The sequence below is a fragment of the Moraxella sp. CTOTU47724 genome (assembly GCF_032014955.1).
Classification (GTDB): Bacteria; Pseudomonadota; Gammaproteobacteria; order Pseudomonadales; family Moraxellaceae; genus Faucicola; species Faucicola tetraodonis.
On the sequence record NZ_DALZSV010000030.1, the window covers coordinates 1 to 21,074 of the forward strand.

Genomic DNA, 21,074 nt, shown 5'->3' on the forward strand with positions numbered 1-21,074 from the left:
ACCAAATGCAATTTGGCGGTTGGATGCTGGCGTTGGTAGGCATGTACATACGGCGTCAACTGCTTGAGCAAAAACTGCATCCCATGCTCATTGTGGGCAACATCAAACACCCATTGGCGAGCTGACATGCGTCTGCTGTCAAAACGCCCAGCCAATTTTACCTTCGGTAACGCAGCTTGGATGTGGTCTTGGGTTATGGTCAATGGGCTGGCTAAGAGGGCGGTGATAGCCGTTGCGGTATTGTGCAAAGACAAATTGGGCATAGGCAATGATAAAGTCACCGCGTTATTGCTATATTGCCATGTCGCTGCACCGTCAATATGGCGGTAGCCATAATCTTTGCCATACTGTAGCAAATGGGCATGGTGCTGTGCCATCAAAGGCGGGATGGTCGAGGGCATATCGGCTTCGCCATACACCAATGTTAGATTATCACGCAAAATACCGGCTTTTTCTACAGCGATTTTTTCACGGGTGTCGCCGAGCCATTCGACATGGTCGATACCCACATTGGTAATGACCGCAAGGTTTGGCTCGATGACATTGACGACATCGAGGCGGCCGCCTAACCCCACCTCCAATACCCAGACATCACAATGGTTTTGGGCAAAAATCAAAAACGCGGCAAGCGTCGTCATTTCAAAAAATGACAGTGTCAACCCACAATCCAATCTCGCCTGCTCGATTTTGGCAAACGCATCAATCAAAGTTTGGTCATCGACCATTTCTCCGTTAATTCTGACACGCTCGTTAAACACCAGTAAATGCGGCGATTGATACAAAGCGGTTTTATAGCCTGCTTGTTGACAAATCTCGGCAATAGTGGCGGTGGTGGAGCCTTTGCCATTGGTGCCTGCCACGGTAAACACAAAGGCATCGGTTTGCTTTATACCCAATGCTTGAAATACGGGCATCACCCGCTCAAGCCCCATATCAATCGCGGACACATGGATGCCTTGCATATAGTTTAGCCACTCGGTTAACGAGCTTGAAACGCTAGGCGGTAATGGGGATGGTGAGAGTGCGGCTGGTGAGCTTGACTGTTGCATGGATAAAACCGTGATAATAATGAATTAGTGAGCCTGACGAAAATAGGTCATTTTTTTGAGTAAGCGATGAATCGTTTCTTTCATTTGTAGACGATGGACGACCTGATCGACCACACCATGCTCTACCAAAAACTCAGCGCGCTGGAAAGGCTCGCCCAGCACCTCGCGAACGGTTTGTTCGATCACCCGTTTGCCGGCAAAACCAATCATGGCTTTGGGCTCTGCCAAATGGATATCGCCTAACATCGCAAGTGATGCCGTCACACCGCCATACACAGGATTGGTCAGTACCACAATATAAGGAATATTGGCGTGTTTGAGTTTCTCAATCGCTGCCGCCGTACGCGCCATTTGCATGAGTGATAACAAGCCCTCTTGCATACGGGCGCCACCCGATGCGGCAAAACATACCAGCGGGATTTGTTCTTTGAGCGCCGTCTCGGCAGCGAGCACAAATCGATCACCTACCACAGAACCCATTGAGCCACCCATAAAAGCAAAATCAAACGCACAAGCCACCACGGGTAGCCGCTGGAGTTTGCCTTTCATGACGATAAGCGCTTCGGTTTCGCCTGTCTTGGCTTGCGCTTCGCTCATTCGTGTTGGGTAAGGCTTGCTATCGACAAAGTCTAATGGATTGCCTGCTTGGTACTGCTGCCCTAGCTCATCATCTACTTGGTCAAAAAACCAGTTCAGACGCGTGCGGGCGGTCATGCTAAGATGTTCATCACACGATGGGCAGACATAATTATTAAAAATCAGCGCCGTATTGGTGATGATTGAATTACAGTTGGGACATTGAGTCGATGGTTCGGTCTCAACCGCCGTCAGTATTTGCTTGGCACGCGGCTTGATGGTGGGTAATGGGCGTTTTAACCAAGTTTCTTCCAGTGTCTGTCCCATCGGTTGAGGCTTCATATCAGTGCTCATAATAAGTCCCTATTAACAGTGCAATTTAAGAGTGCCAATGAATAGTAGTTTTTTGAGTGTACAAGTACAAACTCATTTTATAATGCGTATGCTAACTGATTTTAGCAATAAATGAAATGATTAACCTCAAATACCTCAAACCATTCTATCACTCAAGACTATCAATCGCTTCTCTTAGCTCATCCATTTTATCCAAGATGGCTTTTTTGGCATGGGCAATTTTTTGTTCATCGTTGCCCACATCCGCAAAGTTTTTCACTAGCTCACTACCGACAATCACACCATCCGCATATTGTCCGACTGCTTTTGCCGATTCACCATCACGAATACCAAAACCAACACACACAGGCAAAGCAGTTTGTGCTTTAATCGCTTGGACGTGTTCGCCCACATCTTGGGCATCCAATGCTTTTGAGCCTGTTACGCCTTTGACCGATACATAATAGATAAAACCACCGCCATGTTTTAGCACATGCTCACGGCGTTCTGGCAAGGTGGTTGGCGCAAGTAAAAAGATTTCGTTCATTGCGGAATTGGCGAGTTTTTGGGTAAAATCGCCCGCTTCTTGCGGCGGTAAATCGACCATCAAAACACCGTCAATCCCTGCATCTTGGCAAAGGCTAATAAACTTGTCATAACCGATGATTTCAATCGGATTTAGATAGCCCATGACTAGCACTGGCGTGGTGGTGTTGGTTTTACGAAACGCTTTTACCATCTCAATCGCTTGGCGGGTACTGGTGCCACCTGCCAATGCGCGCTCGCCTGCTAGGGCGATAGTCTCACCGTCTGCCATGGGGTCAGAAAATGGCAAGCCAACTTCGATGACGTCTGCGCCGTGGTCAACGAGTTCATGCAGTAAGCTGACGGTAACACTTGGGTTTGGGTCGCCTGCCATCACATAAGGAATTAAAGCTTTTTTGTTTTGCTCTCGTAACGTGTTAAATGTGGTTTCAATTCGGGTTGTCATAAATATACTCTCAACAAATTTTATTTAGTGATGGCTAATTATTTTTGTACCAAGATATAGTTTGCATGCGGTCATCACACTGGCATATACAGCCACGCACGTCAAAACCAGTCCAGATAATTTATTGATAACATTTGCCAATTTATTACTTTTGATTTTGGAAAACATTACGGCATATATACTTAAAATCCCATAGTCAAGCAGCATCCAAATCCCAACCAGTAACGCTATACTTAAGACTTTATCATTGCTAATCGCAAAAAATAGCGGAAAAAATGCGATAAAAAACAAAATATCTTTGGGGTTTGAAATGCCAACAATAAACCCATCTTTAAAATGGTGTTTACTCTCCTGCCTTGGCAAGGCAGCCACTTGTTCTAAATTAACGCGGTCTTTTAAAATATTGATAGCAAAATATAGCACATACAAAGAACCAAACAACGTCAGCCACAGTAGCGCTTGTTCGCTGATGGCAAATATGCCTTGAATCACCGCAAACGATGCGCCAATCAAAATGAGTGATGCGCTATTGGTACCAGCAATGGTGGCAATACCTGCTTTGATACCATGTTTGACGCTGGTGTTAGCGACCATCACCGTGACAGGTCCAGGCGTTCCTAAAAATAAAATGATGGCTGAAACATAGGCAATAACTATCGTAAAATTAATCTGCATCAATCAAATCTCAATCCCATCATGTTTCATGACCGTGTGCAAATCCTTATCCCCACGCCCCGACAGATTGACAATAATCGACTGGTCTTTGCTCATGGTTTTGGCAAGTTTCAACGCATACGCAATGGCGTGCGAGCTTTCTAGTGCAGGAATAATGCCTTCTTTTTGGGTACATTCACGAAACCCGTGCATCGCTTCTTCATCGGTACAAGGTACATACTGCACACGGTCGATATCCTTTAAGAAACTATGCTCAGGACCCACGCCAGGATAATCCAGCCCTGCCGAAATCGAATGGGTCCCCAAAATCTGCCCATCATCATCTGCCATCAAATACGTGCGGTTGCCATGTAATACCCCCACTCGACCGACGGTAAGCGGTGCAGCATGGTTGCCTGTCTCGACCCCATCGCCGCCGGCTTCGATACCATACATTTTGACGTCTTTATCATTTAAAAAGTCATAAAACAGTCCGATGGCATTACTACCGCCACCGACACAAGCGACCAACGCATCGGGGAGTTTGCCTGTTTTTTGGTAGTGTTGTAGTTTGGCTTCTTTGCCGATAATGGCTTGAAAGTCACGCACCAGCATGGGGTATGGGTGCGGACCTGCGACAGTGCCAATCACATAATAAGTGCTATCGACATTGGTGACCCAGTCACGCATGGCTTCGTTCATGGCGTCTTTGAGCGTGCGAGTACCCGATGTGACAGGTACCACGGTTGCGCCAAGCAAACGCATGCGATACACGTTCATGGCTTGGCGTTCGACATCATCTGCGCCCATATACACCACGCACTCTAAGCCCAGACGCGCCGCGATGGTGGCAGTTGCTACGCCATGTTGCCCTGCGCCTGTCTCGGCAATGATGCGTTTTTTGCCGACCATTTTGGCAAGCAAGGCTTGACCGATGGTGTTGTTGACTTTGTGAGCGCCTGTGTGGTTCAAGTCTTCACGTTTAAGATAAATCTGCGCCCCACCGATATCATCACTTAGGCGCTTGGCATGATAAAGTGGCGTTGGTCTGCCGACATAATTGACCAAGTCGTCTTGAAAGGCTTTCCAAAATTCGGGGTCAGCTTTGGCAGTGTTATAGATATGCTCAAGTTGTTCCAGCGCTGCCATCAGGGTTTCAGAGACAAAGCGTCCCCCATGAATGCCAAAATGTCCGCTGGCATCTGGGTATTGATTGAAGTCTTTTACTTCAGTTGGGTTTTGAATGTTCATTATCTTCTCTCTAATTTTATAAATCTTTAACGACTTTTAAGCCTGCAAAGGTCTGTGCGGTGGGCATGACTTCGATACGGTTGATATTGACGTGTTTGGGCTGTTCAATCAGCCATGCCACCATATTGGCGATATCTTGTGGGGTGACATATTGCACGCTGTCATAAACTTGGGCGGCTTTGGCGTCATCGCCATGAAAACGAATATTGCTAAACTCTGTGCCACCACATAGTCCTGGCTCGATATTACTGACACGGATATTTTTACCGACCAAATCGGCACGTAAGTTTAGGCTAAACTGGGTCACAAAGGCTTTGGTCGCGCCATACACATTACCACCAAAATACGGATAACTGCCTGCGGTTGAGCTTAAATTAATAATGTAGCCGTCGTTGTTGGCGACCATGAGAGGTAAAATTTCATGGGTTAAATGAATCAAACCAAGAATATTGGTATTGACCATTTGTTGCCAATCAGCAAAGTCTGTTTTATCTGCGGGTTCAAGTCCGAGTGCCAATCCTGCGTTATTGACCAGTACGTCGATGTTGGTAAGCAAATCATTTGGCAAAGTTTGTAGCGCGGTTTTGGTGGCGGGCAAGTCCGATACGTCAAAGTTTAGCGGGATAAAGTTACCGCCTAATTGGGTCTGTAGTTCGTCCAGTTTTTCTTGGCGTCTACCAGTGCCGATGACGGTATGACCTTTTGAGATGAGTAATTCGGCAATCGCCTTGCCAAACCCTGCGGTTACGCCTGTGACCAAGATATTCATAGTAATTCGTCCATCATAAAGTCTTACGTTCTATTATACTAGTACGTTAGTATATACCAATTTATTTGAAAAGCAATCTTTATCCTTGCACGATTTATTTGCGAGTTTGTTCAATAAATTTTTGCATTTTCGCCAAATTTTTAATCCCTTTTGCTGACTCAATGCCGCCACTGACATCCACGCCATACACGCCTGTTTGTGTAATTGCGTCACCCACATTGTCTGCGGTCAATCCCCCCGCCAGAATAATCGGTAACGGCGAGTGGTTGGGGATTTTTTCCCAATCAAAACTATCACCTGTACCGCCAAATTTATCGGGATGATAGGCATCAAGCAGCACGCTACACGCGCCGAAGTCTTTAAGCGCTTGGATTTGGGTGACAATCGTCTCCGTGGTGTCATCATGGCTGATGCGTAATGCCTTTATCCAGCGTTTATTGATTCTATCCGCCATCAGCTTGCACTCTCGCGGCGATTCATCCCCGTGAAACTGCACGATATCAAACGGCACGTGATGCGATAGATAAACCAATTCTTGCTCGGGCATATTGACCACCAATGCCACCACCGTGGTAAACGCAGGCACCGCTTTGGCAAGCTCACAGGCTTGCTCGGCGGTTACCGCTCGCGGACTTGGCTCATAAAATACAAAACCCACCGCATCGACGCCAAGATTGACCGCATTTGTAATATCTTCAAGTTGGGTAAAGCCACAAAATTTGACCGCTGTATTTTTCATTGAGTTGTGTTTGTCTTGAGAATGATAAAAGCTAGTATAACGAAAAAAGACACCCAAACGGATGCCTTTTCTCAGTCTTTTATTAGGCTATAACGAATGTCACATTCGCTTAAACTAAAGCCGCCTAGATTAAGCCTCTTTTTTTTCTGATTGTTCTGACTTTTCCGCTTTGTCTGCATCGTCAGCTTTCTTGGCTTCTGCAAGTTCTTCTATTTTTTCTTGAGCAGTCTCTTTAAGCGTGGCTGCTTTTTCTTGAACTGTTTCTTTTAAGGTTTCAGTTGTTTGCATGACACTGTCAATCACGGTGCTTTTGTCATCAGCGCTATCTTTCGCATGGTCTTTGGATTGCGCTTTAGCGTGCTTTTTGCTATCTGCTGCTGATTTGGCGGTATTGATGCCGAGCTTGCTGTAACAAGGACAATGACCTGTCGCCCCTGATATTAAAGGCGCTAGGGCTAATAATTTCATTTTTTTTGATTTTGACGATTTTAAGATTGCAAGACCCGCAATCACGCGCGCGATACGCTCTTTGTTGCCCACATTAGTTTTCATTTATGATTCTTCCTTATTTTATGATAATTGATTTAAGGGAATTTTAAGGTAGCGAACGCCATTGTCTTCTGGTTTTGGCAATTCACCTGCATTGATGTTAACTTGTACTGATGGCAAAATCAAACGTGGCATTGCAAGTGTTTTGTCACGTTGGTTACGCATTCGTACAAATTCTGCTTTAGGCGTGCCTTGTTTGACATGAATATTGCGTAATTTTTGCTCACCTACATAAACCGTTGCAATATGCTCACGCCCGCCCTTGGGTGGGTAATCATGGCAAAGGTACAGCAGGGTATCATCGGGCAAGGCTAATAAACGCTGAATCGAGTCATACAAATCCTCGGCACTACCATGAGGAAAGTCACAGCGTGCAGAGCCGACATCAGGGGCAAAAATAGTATCCCCGACGAATACCGCAATTTTTTCTCTGTCCGCGCTTTTATCCGTCACTTTATAAGCCATATCGGCTGGGGTATGACCCGGTACATGCATGGCTGTAATGCTCAAATTACCCAGTGTTAGGTCGGTGCCTTCCTCAGTCAAAATATCAAATTGACTGGCATCGGTGGCTAGGTCGTCAAAGTTAAAAATGGTTTTAAAGGTTTTTTGCACCTTATCAATATATTTACCCATCACTATTTTACCGCCTAATTGCGCCTTGATATAAGGCGCCGACGATAAATGATCGGCATGGGCGTGGGTTTCGATGATATAGTCTAAGGTCAACCCTTGTGATTTGACAAACCCAATGACGTTATTGGCATTGTCATAGCTAATTTTGCCGCCTGCGGGGTCAAAATCCAATACCGGATCGATGATGGCACAGTGTTTGCTAGCTGTATCGACTAGAACGTGGGTAAAAGTTTCAGTGTCTTTGTCTAAAAAAGAATGAATGTTCATAAGTTTTCCTGTTCTCTAAAAACGCTTTTGGCATATCTTTATGGCAATTTCAACTGAAAAAACACTTTATACTTTTGTATAATAGCCGCATTGCAAGGTGTTGCTCAATTCATTATATTATTTTATAATATGTTTTTCAATATATTGTATTGGCGCAAGCGTTTATTTATTTTAAAATTATGTGATAAGTTTGATAGTAGCAGCACTTAATATAAGCGATTGCGTATCAGCCATCAAAATACCCTGGGGAAAAAGTCATGTCTGAAATTGCCGAACCGCAGTCCGATGCGCCTGTATCGATGGATGCAACCATGCTCCATCAAATGCACGCTGCTGCAGGAAAAGCCAGCCAGTTGTTAAAGTCGTTATCTCATCCTGACCGCTTGATGCTGCTGTGTCAATTGACGCAAGGTGAGCATTGTGTGAGCGAGCTTGAAGAGAAAGTGGGACTGGGTCAGCCAAGTCTGTCTCAGCAATTGGGGATTTTGCGTAAAGATGGGTTGGTCAACACCCGCCGCGAGGGCAAACAAATCTATTATTCAGTCGCCAGTGAGGATGCTTTGGCAATCCTCAATGTACTGTATGATCGCTTTTGTCAGACAAAATAATTAAGTCTAAAGCTAACCAGTCTGCTAGTTTATTGGACGCTAATTTATTGGAATAACCACTGTATCGGGATAACCACCTTGCCATTACATGCAGCCAACTTGCGATGTTTACCCCACTGGGTAACGCACTATAACAAGGCAAATCTCAGTCAAGATTTGTTGGCGGGTATTATCGTGGGTATTTTGGTGATTCCGCAAAGTTTGGGTTATGCCATGCTGTCAGGGTTGCCCCCTGTATATGGCTTATACTCAGCGATTGTGCCGGTACTGGTGTATGCGTGGATTGGCGCAAGCTCGGTCAATGCCGTCGGTCCTGTGGCGATTACGGCGATTATGACCGCACAAGCGCTGCAGCCCTATAGCGAATTACCGCCCATGCATTATGCCATTATGGCGTCGTTTTTGGCGCTGATAACAGGGGCACTATTATGGCTAGCAAGCGTGTTTCGGCTCGGCTGGATTACCCAGTTTATTAGCCGTGGCGTGACGGCAGGGTTTATTAGTGGCGCGGCAATTTTGATTTTGGTCGGGCAAATCAAATATGTGACGGGTATCGCGATCAGTGGCAATTCACTGCTAGAGAATGTTGAAACTTTTCTGTTTCATCGCCGTGAGTTGCACGTGCCCACCTTGATGGTTGGCATTGCGGCATTCACCGTACTAATTATCAACCGCTATTATCTTAAAACTTGGCTCAAGCCTTTATTATCTGCCAAAGTCATTGAGGTCATCACGCGTATGTTACCCCTTGGGGTACTGGCAATCGGCATTATCGCCAGTCAAGTTGGCAACTTTGCCGCTATCGGTATTCGCACGGTGGCGGATGTACCCAGTGGTTTGCCGCATTTTGTGCTGCCGTTTTATCAGATTTCGCCCGTTGAACTCATCAATTTATTACCTGCAGCAGGATTGATGGCGCTGATTGCGTTTGTCTCTAGCAACTCGGTTGCCAGCTCATTTGCCCGACAACGCCATGAAGCTTACGATGCCAATTTGGAACTCAAAGGGTTGGGTTTTGCCAATATCGCAGGGGCGTTTTTTCAGTCGTTTACCATTGTCGGTGGCTTCTCACGCACCGCGGTAAATGTCGATGCAGGCGCGCAAAGTCCCCTTGCCAGTATGTTATCGGTACTGGTGATGGCATTGGTGCTGCTGTTTTTTAGCCAGACTTTAGAGCCACTCCCCTATGCCATATTGGGTGCTACGATCATGTCAGTGATTATCAGTATGATTGATGTACAAACGCTCAAGCAAGCGCTGCGCTATGACAAACTCGATGCACTGGCATTTGGCGTGGCACTCACAGGTGTGTTATTGTTTGGGCTAAATGTTGGCTTGGTGGCGGGGCTGTTAGCCTCCTTTGCAGGCCTGATTTGGCAAACCAGCCATCCGCATATCGCGATTGTCGGTCAAATCGGTGATACCGGGCATTTTCGTAATGTTGCACGCCATCAGGTGACCCAGTTTGATGATTTGTTGATCATTCGTATTGATGAAAGCCTGTTTTATGGTAATGCCCAGTCCGTACTACAGTTTATTGAGCAGGCGATTGCCAGTCATTCACAGACTAAAAATCTGGTACTGATGTTATCGGCAGTCAATCACATCGATTTAACGGCACAAGATATGCTCATCAATCTAAACCAAAATTTGGCGGCTCAAGCTATCACCCTACATTTTTCGGAAGTTAAAGGGCCTGTGATGGATGTGATTGAAAAAACCGATGTGATTCAAAAATTAACAGGCAAGGTATTTTTAAGTACGCAACAAGCGGTTAAACAATTAACCCAATAAATATACTTGTCGTAGTCAGTAAAAACATGAATAATCAACGCTAACTTTATAAGGAAACACAACATGCCAAACAATACTGTTTTTTATGGTCAAATTGAGCCACAGCAAGTTGACAAAATCGCGGCGCAGGGCTTTAAAACCATCATCAACAACCGCCCCGATGGTGAAGAACCCAACCAACCGCTACAAACAGATATCGCTACTAAAGCACAGCAAGCAGGGCTCGCTTATCATTATCTACCGGTCGTTGGTGGTCAATTAACCCGTGAGCAAGTTGAACAGTTTGCCGAGATTTTTAATCAAGCAGAAAAACCTGTGTTTATGTTCTGCCGTTCGGGCAACCGCTCAAACGTGTTATTCCAATCTGCCAAACAGCTTGATTTGCTAGACGACTAAACCTTTTTAGTGAAAGCCATGACAGCAAAAATCACCCTGTGGATAGACGCTGACGCAATTCCCAATATTGCCAAGCAAATCATCATCAAAACCGCGGAACGCACGCAGACGACCACAATTTTTGTCGCCAATCGCGGCATTGCTTTGCCACGCTTGCCAGTTTTGCAGATGACAGTGGTCGAAGGCGGTTTTGACAAAGCGGATGACTATATCGCAGCGCACTGTGTGGCGGGTGATGTGGTCATCACCAGCGATATCCCCCTCGCCAATGACTGCATTGAAAAAGGTGCCAAGGTGGTGACTTCTCGCGGTTTTGTGTATGACAAAGACAACATCAAGCAAAAGCTTAATATGCGCGATTTTATGGATACCATGCGAAGTACGGGCGTGTTAGAACCTTCACAGCAAGGTGGACAAGCGCCCTATAGCGACAAAGACAAACAAGCCTTTGCCAATATTTTAAATGCTTGGATTCGCTAGTTGATTATGCTAAACCCTATTAGTGCTATTAAGTTATTGTATCAACTGGAAAATCACTCCGAACCGCTGGGTGTCAGTCAGGCGATGATTGAACAAAATGAGCAGGCCTTGGGCGTTCAATTACCTGCAGGTTTGTATCATTATTTATTGGCTTTAGGCAATATTGCTAGTCTCAATAGTGGCTTTAATCACCTTTGCTTATTGCCGTTAGAACGCTTGGGCGACCATCTCGTCATTGGCAAAACCTGCGATGATGATGCCGTTTGGGGCATTCATATAGATGCCCTAAGCCCAAAAAAGCAGCATAACCCGATGGTGCAAATGAGCCGCAACTTTGATGCGATTGAACAAAGCGAAATTCATTGGTTTGATGAATTACCGTTAGCGGAGTTCTTACTGGCGCAAGCGATTATTAATGGCGTCAATGGGGGATTAAAACACCATGCCCAAATTTATGATTTTGATGGACGGTCAATTCCAGCCGATTTGAATGAAAAATTACAGCATATCGCCAATGAAATTACCGAACTGCGGCAGCCGCATGAGCGCTATTTTCAAGCTGAGGATTTTGGCGTGGTGATGTTATTGGGTATGGATGAGTCTATTCCCAATGCCTTTATGATTGCTTCGCAAGATGAACACAAATTCAATGACTACATCCATCAATTAGCAATTGGATTTGAACATTGACCTAAAAATAGCCTTATGACGACTTAGCAAACCATTTTTGTCCAAACATAAAAAATGATACGCCCACCAGCATCAATACAATCCCCAAAAATTTACTCCAATGCAGGGTTTTAACAGGCATACCAAATAAACCCAAGCTATCCACCACCATGCCCATGACCAGCTGACCTAAAATAAACAAAAACACCGTATTGGCAACACCGATTTTTGGCGCTAAAAAAATCGACGCAAAAACAAAAAACGCGCCCAGCGCACCGCCAAGCCATTTCCACCAATCACTGATTTGCATGTCTGATAGACCCGATTGCACAGCTTGCCAATCGACAAATAGCAAAGACACCAAGAATAATAATAGCGCGCCCACCGTAAACGATACAAATGCTGCCATTAACGGTTGACCACCAAACATTGCGCCCAATCGGGTATTAATCGCTGCTTGAATCGGGATCCCCAAGCCTGCCACCAGCCCCAAAAATAAATGCCAAAGTTTCATATCAATTCCTATTTTTTTGAGTTCACTGCTGTTAGGCGTTAGGGGTGGGTAAAGCGATGACATCGCGGATATGGGTTTTTCCCGTTTTAATCATCAGCAGTCGATCGATGCCCAGCGCAATGCCACTACAAGCTGGCAGGGCATCACAAGCTGCCAGCAGGTTCTCATCAATTGGCATCACAGGTAGCCCGCGTTTTTTACGCGCCACATTATCTTCATCAAAGCGCAGACGCAGCGCCTGTCCGTCAGCCAGCTCATCATACGCGTTGGCGATTTCAAGACCATTGATATACAGCTCAAAGCGTCTCGCCACCCGATTGCCATCTTTGTCTGTGACTGTCTTGGCAAGCGCGGCAGTGGCGACAGGATAATCGTAGATGAGTGTCGGTAGCGCTTTTCCCAAATTAGGTTCCACCAAATGACTAAACAATAAATCTAACCAGCCTTGGTGATCCTCCCCCAAATCAATGTTAAGATCATTATCTTTGGCGATGGCTTTGAGGGTATCGCAACTGGCATTGAAGGGATGAATTTTAACAAAATCCATAAAGGCATCCACATAGCGATAATGGTCAAAAATCACCGGATAGCCGAGTACCGCAGACACCAAATCGTTGGTTTCTTTTGCCAGTTCATCCAAGCTAAAATTGGGACGATACCATTCCAGCATGGTAAATTCAATGTTGTGGCGGCTGCCAATTTCGTTGTCGCGAAACACGGGACAAATCTGGTACATCGGCACTTGCCAAGCTGCCAATAGACGCTTCATGGCAAATTCAGGTGAGGTGTGCAGATAATAGGTTGTTGGATGGTCGGCCACAGTGACATTGCTAGAGACGGATTGCAAAAATATATCGGTATTGCCCGCCTGTGACATCACTGGGGTTTGCACTTCTAGCACCTGTCGCTCGGCAAAAAACTGGCGAATGGTGGCGTACATCGCAGCACGGGCTTGGGCGGTTTGTAGGGTGCAAGTAGGTTGATAAGTGGTTGACATAGCAGTTTGGATAGGTGGATTTGCGACAATATTAGCAGACCCAAAAAAAATAGCTAGTATTTTCCCATACTGGCTATTTTTGCTTTATGTCATGGTGAACATTTTTATCAAATTTTAAACACGTATGATTGCCACTCACGGCGCAGCGGGTAGTTTTTACGCAGGTTATCAAAGTCTTTGCCTTCAATATCACCGTTTGCGTTTGCCACACTACGTAAACGCTTGTCATCGGCTTTGATATCATACATCACAGGAATTTTATTGAGCAGTTGATGGCGCTCGTGGTCTTTGAGTGGGTTATGCACTTTTTGAAACAGCGGCACTTCAGCTGGCATCAAGGTATGAAAATCAACCGTTGGGGCAACCTGTAAATATTTGCATAAGGCATTATAGACAAACTGTGTGCCCCTAAGTTTGCCTTCTAGGGTATAACCTGCGATATGCGGGGTGACGATACTACAGGCTTTGAGCAGCTCTGCATCGATATTGGGCTCGTGTTCAAACACATCGAGTACACACACATTCGGGCTTGCGACAATATCATCACGACCGAGGACTGCACCGCGCGAGGTATTGATGATGATGGCAGTGTCGGATACGGTTTGCCAACGCGCTTGGGTCATCAGATAGTCGTGATGGGTGGGATATGAGCTGTTGTGCGCATGCGTCAGCGGTACGTGAAAGCTAATCACATTGCTTTCTTGCAGCACAGTTTCAAGTTTGGCGTTGTTCACCACCGACGGTGGTTTGAGTGGGTCATAGCCCAGCACATTCCAGCCATAGGAAATCGCATATTGCGCTAGCGTATTACCGATATTGCCCACCCCAATAATGCCAAGGTTGATGGGTTTGAATAAATAATCAGGGCGCAAATTGGCAATCGCTGCCACCACATATTGTGCAACCGAATGCTTACTACAGCCAGCGGCATGGGCAAAAATGATACCGCGCTTGGCGAGGTACTCCACATCGACATGGTCGATGCCGATGGTGGTACTACCAACAAATTTGACGCTTTTATTGTTGTCTAATAATAGCTTGTTGACAGGCGTGACGGAACGTACCAGCAAAATATCAGGCTGATGCTCATCTATCACAGCCGCGTCAATCTCACGCCCTGCCATCGCAATCAATTCGATGGGTCGCCCTAAAGTGTGTTCATTAAAAAAATCGCTTAAATGAGCAATATTGCCATCAGCAATAATTTTCATATTGTATCCCTATCTTTCTTTTTGTTGTCATCATCCAACTTACAGACCGTTAGCATAACAAATTTTTATGACCTTTTGATGCGTATGCTGACTTTTTTCAAATAAAAATTGGGGAAATTTATCGCATCAATTTGACCAGTATCACCATGATAATCAAAACAAGCACCCCACCGACAGCAATCACTAGGAGTTTTTTATCTTTGGCTGTATCTTTGGTGGATAATTGGGTTTGTAAGCGCAGCTTGTCATTCATAAGTTGCTGCGTCAACTCATTGGATAGTGAGGATGGTGGCATTGCCTTTGATGTCAGTGAGGTCTGTGATGTTTGAGCTGCCTGTGGTGTTGACTCTATCGATGGCTGTAAAGTTAGCTGTACATCAGCAAGTTTTTGCCCAGTCGTTTGTTGAATAGCAGCTTGTTGAATAGTTGCTTGTTGCTTAGCAGTAGCTGACATTGGATTTTCTAGCTTGTCTGACATCAATCCGATAGCTGAACTTTGTTCTCGGCTGGGTGCTCGATTGTTTGCTCGATTGGGTTTAAATTTTGGCCATAGCCGCTTTTGGGTCGCGGCATCGGTGCTATCCTGTGCGTATTTTTGCTGCCAGTGAATATAAGGAAGTAAATCATAATCTTGCCCAAACTGCTCATAAGCCAAGCTTAGCCAATAGTGATAATAGGCTTTATCCCATAGTTGGCTAGGCAATACCATAATTTCGCCCTGCTCGGCTTTATTTTGGTAAGCATGAGTATGAATGATAATGGGCACTACGCTATTTGATAACATGCCATTGGGCAAATGACGCCGCCAAATCCAACTGGTAGTTATCCGATAGTTTGTCGCTGCGATACTGGCTGGATAAGCCAAATTAAACGCCCTAGATGTGTCGTCTTGGCAATGTAATTGATAAAACGCCACGTCGGGCGTAGCATTTGACGGCTGATTGACTGTGCCAATCGCATCCATTAATTGACTTGCCTTGGCTTGCAAATCTTCTACCCTTGCTTGCCCGCTTGGATCAAACAAAATGTCGGCACAACTCACCCGATGGTTGGTAAAAGGCTTGTCTCGTTCTTTTTCTGACATAGGCTTGGTTAACTCTGCATCAGATTTTATCACCACGCCCCACACCACTTTGCCATAGCGATATAAATCCTCAGTCGCTTCTACTTGCCGATACAGTTCATCTTTAATCAAGTTATCACTGACGTATACCTGCAAATAGCCTTGCTCATGGTGGCTGGCTTGCAAAATATGTTTCGCCAAATCAAACCCGCGCCAATCAATGCTGCTATAGTCAAAAGCTGCCATATTCACATTGGGTTGATTATCGAGTATCGGCAATAGCGCAAAATCAAAATGCGTCACCAGCTGCGCGTTTTGTTGCTGGATACGCTGGTCTTTGGGCGGCAATACCCAGCTATCCAGTTGATTGACATAGGCATCTTGCCACAGCGTTTTGACCGCGGTATTTTGTGAAGGTGCGCTTAACAGCGCTTGGTAAAAGTGCGTGGTTAACGCGGTTATTTGTTCCGAGGTAAGCGCTGTTTGTGCGCCGTTTTGATGACTGACTAACGGATAAATTTTTAGACTGTGCCAATCATTGGCAGACTGATACGGCAACACAAGCTGCAGCTGTAAGCGAGGGTTTTCATACACCCATATCTCAATCACGATCCCTTCAGTACGCCCCATCGGCAAATTGGTATAGCTATCAAAACAGCCGACGATTATGGGGGCTAACTGTGGGTTTTGATGCAGCGTTTGGTAGAGGCTATCAATCACCGTGTCTGTATCTGTGGCTGTAACTGTGGCTAAATCCGTATCGCTAGGTGATAACAACTTAATATTAGATGGATTAAATGCGGTTAATTCATCGGCTTTATTGTCGCTGCTATGGGCTTGATAGACAGAAGGTAAAATCGGCTGACCTTGTGATAGCCTTGATAGCACAGACGCCACTAAAGCACCCGCCACCTGCATGGCTGACGTCCAATGCGCTGGCAAGTCAGCGGTAGCGCTCACAGCGTCTTGATAAGGATAAACCGCTAGGTGACCTGCATTTTGTCGTTGTAAAATATCCGCAAACTCAGCAGCAGTGGTCGGAAAATTGCTAGCAAGTCCAAATAAGCGATTGGTCACTACCAGCATTGGCGTGCGATAGCAGTCCTCAAACAGCAGCACAAAACTATGCTCAAGGCATTCAGTAAACTCCTCGCCCAAGCTATCATACATCTGCGCAAAAGATACCCAGCGCACGGGCGCATTTACCAAGCGACTGCTGGTCACGCCAATATAAAACCCCAGCAAATAGCAAAATGCTTGACGTGAGGCGTCTTGCAAAAAGTCCAGATAATCCGCTTGCGTAAACCCAAACGCCTGCTGAATAGCCGATAACGCCTCATCAATTTGCACCAAACTATCACGACTATTATCAAAATTCACCGCTGCCAGATAGGTAGAAAATGCGATAGCGGCATCCTGTAGTTTGCCTGTTTTCACTTTTGCCAAATAGCCCTGACACACCGCCTCAGGCGATTGCAATAAGTTGACTTGCGATTGCTGATAGAGGGTCTGCGTCATCTGGGCAATAAACTGTGGCAACACATCCTTACCCTGCAGCAAATCTGGTAATAACTTAAGCGGTTGGCAATATACCTTATGCCCGATACGCGCGGTGAGTGACGCGTAAAAATCGGCAGGTAACTGTGACTGGGTGGGGTACTTATTTTGCCGTGCCAGTTGCGCTGACATCCTGTCATAGTCATACCAAGCAATCGGTTGCCCGGTGGTTTTGGCTAAATAGTCTGCAATATAAGCGGCGAGCGCTACCACAAGTGCTTGCCCGCTTTGGTTTGCCAATAATTGTGGCAATTGAATGTGGCGTTTTGCCATTGCTGCAAAAAACCGACTGAGTTGTTGTAGGCTGTTGGCTGAATAATCAAAGTCAATCTTTTGCAAGTTTTCCCAAAACAGTATCTCAAACGGCGGTGTCTGTTTGGTCTGCAAATAATATAATAAGGTGTTGATTTGTTGGGCGGTGGTCGGCTTCATCGGGGGTTTTTGGCAACAATTTTTTATCATTTTGGGGTAAATTGTTGGCTTTGGCAAGTGCTAGCGGTGGGTGCTGCCGCAATAAAAGATAAAAAACCAAGCCCATGTTAGGTCAATGGGCTTTTGTCATCTACTGACTTTCAAATACTGACTTTTAAACTTTTTTGACGCTTATTTTAAAAAATCAGGGTCTTTATAAGCCGGGTTTGGATAATCATAAAAACCCTTCCCCACTTCAAACCCTGTGCGACCTTTATCGATCAGTTCGGTTTGCAGTTTTTGGATAAATCGCTCGGCAGTTTTTGAGCCTGTTTTGGCTTTTTGCTGGCTGATATTAACGATGGTATTGACCCCTACGATATCCATCATGGCAAACGGTCCCATTGGTGCGCCTGTGCCAATCATCCAAGTTTTGTCAACGGTCTGGGGATCGGCAATATCATTGGCATACAAATGCATACCGGCATTTAAAAAAGGCACCAATAGGGTATTTAAGATATAGCCAGGCTGTTCTTTATTGAGTGGTAACGCCACCATGCCAATGGCTTTGGCATAAGCAACAATGCTGTCAAATACTGCCGGGTCAGTATGCGCTGAGCCCATGACTTCTGCGGTGTTGTTCACCCAGATACGGTTGGCAAAGTGTAACGCCAAAAATTTATCGGGGCGACCTGTAGCCTCGACCATTTGGCTAGGAATCAACGTTGAGCTGTTACTGGCAAAAATCGTGTGACTTGGGGCTACACTTGCCAGGGCCTTATAAAATTCATTTTTGATATCGAGGACTTCTGGTAAGGCTTCGATGACCAAATCAGCCTGTGCCACCGCTTCGCCTAAGTCAGTCACATAGCGAATCGCATGGGTGATGACTTGGGCTTGTGCTGGGCTTTTGTCATAGAATTTGGCGTAGATGGGCATGAGTTTTGCAATGCGCTCTTTGACCTTTTCGGGTTCTTTATCAAAGATTGTGACGTTAAAGCCAAAAAAGGCGTTTTGCATGGCGATTTGAGAACCCAGTACGCCGCCGCCGGCTACCGTGACCTGCTTGATGAATGAAGTATTTGCTGTTGTCATGATTTATTCCTTTAAATCGCTATTATTTAAATCGCTATTAATAGTTTGCAAGTTATTGTAGCGGATTTTGGGTAGTATGCCTACCTCACCAATATAGACTGACAAGGCAACACCATATTAGCCGCCAAAAAAAGTTACTCGCCAAAAAAAATTACCCGCCAAAAAAAAGCCAAACTATGAGGTTTGGCTTTTTGTGAAAAATAATTAAAAAACAGGTGAAAAATTATTGCAACATGAGGTATTCAAACGCACTGAGTGCCGCTTTACTACCTTCGCCCATCGCAATATTAATTTGCTTAAACGGTACAGTAGTCACATCCCCACAGGCAAAAATCCCGGGTTTGTTGGTTTGGCATTTCTCATTGATTTCAATTTCACCAAATTTGGTCACCTCTACCAAATCTTTGACCACTTCCGAGTTTGGCACCAGTCCGATTTGCACAAAGATAGCAGATACTGGCAATTCTTTGTTTTCACCGGTGGTACGGTCTTGGTAAATTAGCGAACTGACTTTACCATCAGTTGCTTTAATCTCTTGGCTCGCTACACTCGTCATGATATCGATATTATCGCGCTCTTTGGCTTTATTAATCAATACTTGGTCTGCTTTGAGCGTGTCAGCAAATTCTAACACTGTCACGTGTTTGACAATGCCTGCCAAGTCAATTGCCGCTTCAATCCCTGAGTTACCGCCGCCCACAACTGCCACGTCTTTACCTTTAAAGAACGGACCATCACAGTGCGGACAATACGCAACGCCACTACCGATATTTTCATCTTCACCTTTGATGTTAAGCTTACGCCATTTTGCCCCCGTCGCTACGATAATCGCACGAGTACTAAAACTTTCACCCGTATTCAAGGTAATTTGGTAGGTTAGCTTATCCTCGCCTTGCTCATTCATTTGTGCAGAATTTTCGGTGATGGATGTCACGCTTACCATTTCTTTAACCGTGATACTATAAGCGGTAATATGTTTGACAAAATTGGCAGATAATTCATTACCATTGGTCAATGGGATTGAAATCAAGTTTTCGATATCTTGGGTATCTTTTACTTGCCCACCGATACGATCAGCCACCATGGTCACTTTTAAGCCTTTACGTGCCACATAAATGGCTGCCGCCACGCCCGCAGGTCCGCCACCGATGATGGTCACATCTTGCTGCTCAAGCTGTTCGGCTACTGCAGCACCACTCATCAAATCTGGGTATTGCTGTTGCAGTTTCTCAATGAGTTTGGCAGTGTCAATTTTACCATTGGCAAAAGGTTTTCCATTTAAATATACCGCAGGTACGCCTTGGATATTGCGCTCGTTAATCATGTCTTGGAACACACCACCATCAATCATTTCATTGCTGATGTTGTCATTCAATAACGCAAATTGGTTCAGCGCTTGCACCACGTCTGGACAGTTGTGGCAAGATAATGAGACGAAAGTTTCAAATTTTAGCGGTTGTTTAATCGCCTTAATGATATTTTGAATACCGGGGTCAAGTTTGAGTTCACTACCACCAGATTGTAAAATCGCCAAAATCAATGAGGTAAACTCGTGACCACCGGGAATACCACTAAAAATGATACCCGTATCTTTGTCTTGGCTACGGATTTTAAAACTCATCGGTGATAGATTGGCATCGAATTGTTGACTCAAACTAATCTTATCAGTAGTGCCTGCAATTTGGGTCAAAAAATCCACCAGTTCAGCGCGCTGTTCATGTTCACCGTCACCCAACACAAACTCAATCGGGCGAGTCATACGTTCGCTATAAGTTTTTACTGCATCTAATAAACCTTGATCTAACATGGTAGTTTCCTTCTAGTCATTGGGTCAGTCATTGTGTTAACCTTATTATTGTGATTTTTGTGGGCTTTGACAATCTAAGAAAGTTGATAGCTATGTTTTAAAAAACAAAACGTTTATTATTTTATATAACAAAATATTAATACATAAATTACTTAAGTGCATTGATAGTATGGCTTTTCCCCCCTCACCAATTGTTACCGATTAGCGTATAGTCAACCCTACAATTTTTCGCTACAATGCTAATAAGACAAATGCAATATACCAACTCAATCAAATTTGTCTTATGTATTGACCCCTTTGCATTATTTTTCACATACAACCAAAAAAAGGAAAGGACTATGTTTCCAGAACATCGCGAACTGATTAGCAAACTAAAAACTTCTGATAAACACTTTGAAAAATTATTTGATAAACACAACGAATTAGATGCTCAAATCATTAACCTAGAAAAAGATCCTGTTGCAGCAGGCAGCCGTGACGACGAAATTGAAGCATTAAAAAAACAAAAACTGCAATTAAAAGATGAAATCTACAAAATCTTAGAAGACAATAAAAATAAATAACTTCCAAGCTAAATTTAAGCTAAATTCGATTTTATTGATTAAAGCCCTGTTCTTTGTGACAGGGCTTTTGCTGTTGATAGCAAGCTTAAGGCTTA

21 protein-coding genes are annotated in these 21,074 nt (G+C 44.8%); 6 read left to right on the forward strand and 15 right to left on the reverse strand.

Annotation, left to right across the window (positions count from 1 at the left end):
* The 9 genes from RTR63_RS07330 to RTR63_RS07370 all read right to left on the reverse strand — a co-directional run.
* Positions 1-1,049 (reverse strand): bifunctional folylpolyglutamate synthase/dihydrofolate synthase (locus RTR63_RS07330; RefSeq protein ID WP_312523506.1); only part of this gene is annotated, 1,049 nt, incomplete at its 3' end.
* A 24-nt stretch (positions 1,050-1,073) separates the two neighbouring features.
* Entirely contained in the window at positions 1,074-1,979 is a 906-nt protein-coding gene (gene accD / locus RTR63_RS07335; RefSeq protein WP_050323991.1) for an acetyl-CoA carboxylase, carboxyltransferase subunit beta, read from the reverse strand.
* A gap of 148 nt (positions 1,980-2,127) precedes the next feature.
* Entirely contained in the window at positions 2,128-2,949 is an 822-nt protein-coding gene (gene trpA, locus RTR63_RS07340; RefSeq protein WP_312523508.1) for a tryptophan synthase subunit alpha, read from the reverse strand.
* 24 nt (positions 2,950-2,973) lie between these two features.
* Positions 2,974-3,624 carry a LysE family translocator gene (locus tag RTR63_RS07345; RefSeq protein ID WP_050323989.1) on the reverse strand — a complete coding sequence of 217 codons (651 nt, stop codon included), beginning with the start codon at positions 3,622-3,624 and terminating at the stop codon, positions 2,974-2,976.
* Between the two features lie 3 nt (positions 3,625-3,627).
* Positions 3,628-4,854 carry a tryptophan synthase subunit beta gene (gene trpB, locus RTR63_RS07350; RefSeq protein ID WP_095356362.1) on the reverse strand — a complete coding sequence of 409 codons (1,227 nt, stop codon included), beginning with the start codon at positions 4,852-4,854 and terminating at the stop codon, positions 3,628-3,630.
* A 16-nt stretch (positions 4,855-4,870) separates the two neighbouring features.
* The gene (locus RTR63_RS07355) at positions 4,871-5,623 is read right to left on the reverse strand and encodes an SDR family NAD(P)-dependent oxidoreductase (protein ID WP_312523511.1); all 753 of its coding nucleotides are present in this window, start codon (positions 5,621-5,623) and stop codon (positions 4,871-4,873) included.
* 94 nt (positions 5,624-5,717) lie between these two features.
* The gene (locus RTR63_RS07360; protein ID WP_312523513.1) at positions 5,718-6,362 is read right to left on the reverse strand and encodes a phosphoribosylanthranilate isomerase; all 645 of its coding nucleotides are present in this window, start codon (positions 6,360-6,362) and stop codon (positions 5,718-5,720) included.
* 129 nt (positions 6,363-6,491) lie between these two features.
* On the reverse strand, positions 6,492-6,914 hold the full coding sequence (locus RTR63_RS07365; RefSeq protein ID WP_203171535.1) for a YgaP family membrane protein: 423 nt from the start codon (positions 6,912-6,914) through the stop codon (positions 6,492-6,494).
* Between the two features lie 18 nt (positions 6,915-6,932).
* Entirely contained in the window at positions 6,933-7,814 is an 882-nt protein-coding gene (locus RTR63_RS07370) for an MBL fold metallo-hydrolase (RefSeq protein WP_312523515.1), read from the reverse strand.
* Positions 7,815-8,071: 257 nt separating this feature from the next.
* On the opposite strand from RTR63_RS07370, the gene RTR63_RS07375 reads away from it, so the two are divergent.
* The 5 genes from RTR63_RS07375 (at position 8,072) to RTR63_RS07395 (ending at position 11,782) form a co-directional block, all read left to right on the forward strand.
* Positions 8,072-8,422, forward strand: coding sequence for a metalloregulator ArsR/SmtB family transcription factor (locus tag RTR63_RS07375; protein ID WP_409418207.1), 351 nt, complete (start codon positions 8,072-8,074; stop codon positions 8,420-8,422).
* 99 nt (positions 8,423-8,521) lie between these two features.
* A complete protein-coding gene (locus tag RTR63_RS07380; RefSeq protein WP_312523517.1) occupies positions 8,522-10,216 on the forward strand; it encodes a SulP family inorganic anion transporter in 1,695 nt (564 codons plus the stop codon).
* Between the two features lie 63 nt (positions 10,217-10,279).
* On the forward strand, positions 10,280-10,612 hold the full coding sequence (locus RTR63_RS07385) for a protein tyrosine phosphatase family protein (protein WP_312523519.1): 333 nt from the start codon (positions 10,280-10,282) through the stop codon (positions 10,610-10,612).
* Positions 10,613-10,642: 30 nt separating this feature from the next.
* Complete coding sequence (locus RTR63_RS07390; RefSeq protein WP_050324487.1) at positions 10,643-11,092, forward strand: YaiI/YqxD family protein; 450 nt, start codon at positions 10,643-10,645, stop codon at positions 11,090-11,092.
* 6 nt (positions 11,093-11,098) lie between these two features.
* Positions 11,099-11,782, forward strand: a complete 684-nt coding sequence (locus tag RTR63_RS07395) for a hypothetical protein (RefSeq protein WP_312523521.1) — start codon at positions 11,099-11,101, stop codon at positions 11,780-11,782.
* 13 nt (positions 11,783-11,795) lie between these two features.
* Here RTR63_RS07395 and RTR63_RS07400 read toward each other — a convergent pair whose 3' ends face one another.
* From RTR63_RS07400 to ahpF, 6 genes are all read right to left on the reverse strand, one after another.
* Entirely contained in the window at positions 11,796-12,275 is a 480-nt protein-coding gene (locus tag RTR63_RS07400; protein WP_312523522.1) for a DMT family transporter, read from the reverse strand.
* Positions 12,276-12,306: 31 nt separating this feature from the next.
* Positions 12,307-13,272, reverse strand: a complete 966-nt coding sequence (gene epmA / locus RTR63_RS07405; RefSeq protein ID WP_312523523.1) for an EF-P lysine aminoacylase EpmA — start codon at positions 13,270-13,272, stop codon at positions 12,307-12,309.
* 107 nt (positions 13,273-13,379) lie between these two features.
* A complete protein-coding gene (locus RTR63_RS07410; protein ID WP_312523525.1) occupies positions 13,380-14,483 on the reverse strand; it encodes a 4-phosphoerythronate dehydrogenase in 1,104 nt (367 codons plus the stop codon).
* A 118-nt stretch (positions 14,484-14,601) separates the two neighbouring features.
* Entirely contained in the window at positions 14,602-17,535 is a 2,934-nt protein-coding gene (locus RTR63_RS07415) for a hypothetical protein (RefSeq protein ID WP_312523527.1), read from the reverse strand.
* Positions 17,536-17,706: 171 nt separating this feature from the next.
* Complete coding sequence (locus RTR63_RS07420) at positions 17,707-18,609, reverse strand: 3-hydroxyacyl-CoA dehydrogenase (RefSeq protein WP_312523529.1); 903 nt, start codon at positions 18,607-18,609, stop codon at positions 17,707-17,709.
* A 223-nt stretch (positions 18,610-18,832) separates the two neighbouring features.
* Positions 18,833-20,416, reverse strand: coding sequence for an alkyl hydroperoxide reductase subunit F (gene ahpF, locus RTR63_RS07425; protein ID WP_312523531.1), 1,584 nt, complete (start codon positions 20,414-20,416; stop codon positions 18,833-18,835).
* Positions 20,417-20,754: 338 nt separating this feature from the next.
* Here ahpF and RTR63_RS07430 point away from each other — a divergent pair, with 338 nt between their 5' ends.
* On the forward strand, positions 20,755-20,979 hold the full coding sequence (locus RTR63_RS07430) for an HP1242/YdcH family protein (RefSeq protein WP_007116424.1): 225 nt from the start codon (positions 20,755-20,757) through the stop codon (positions 20,977-20,979).
* Positions 20,980-21,074 lie beyond the last annotated feature (95 nt).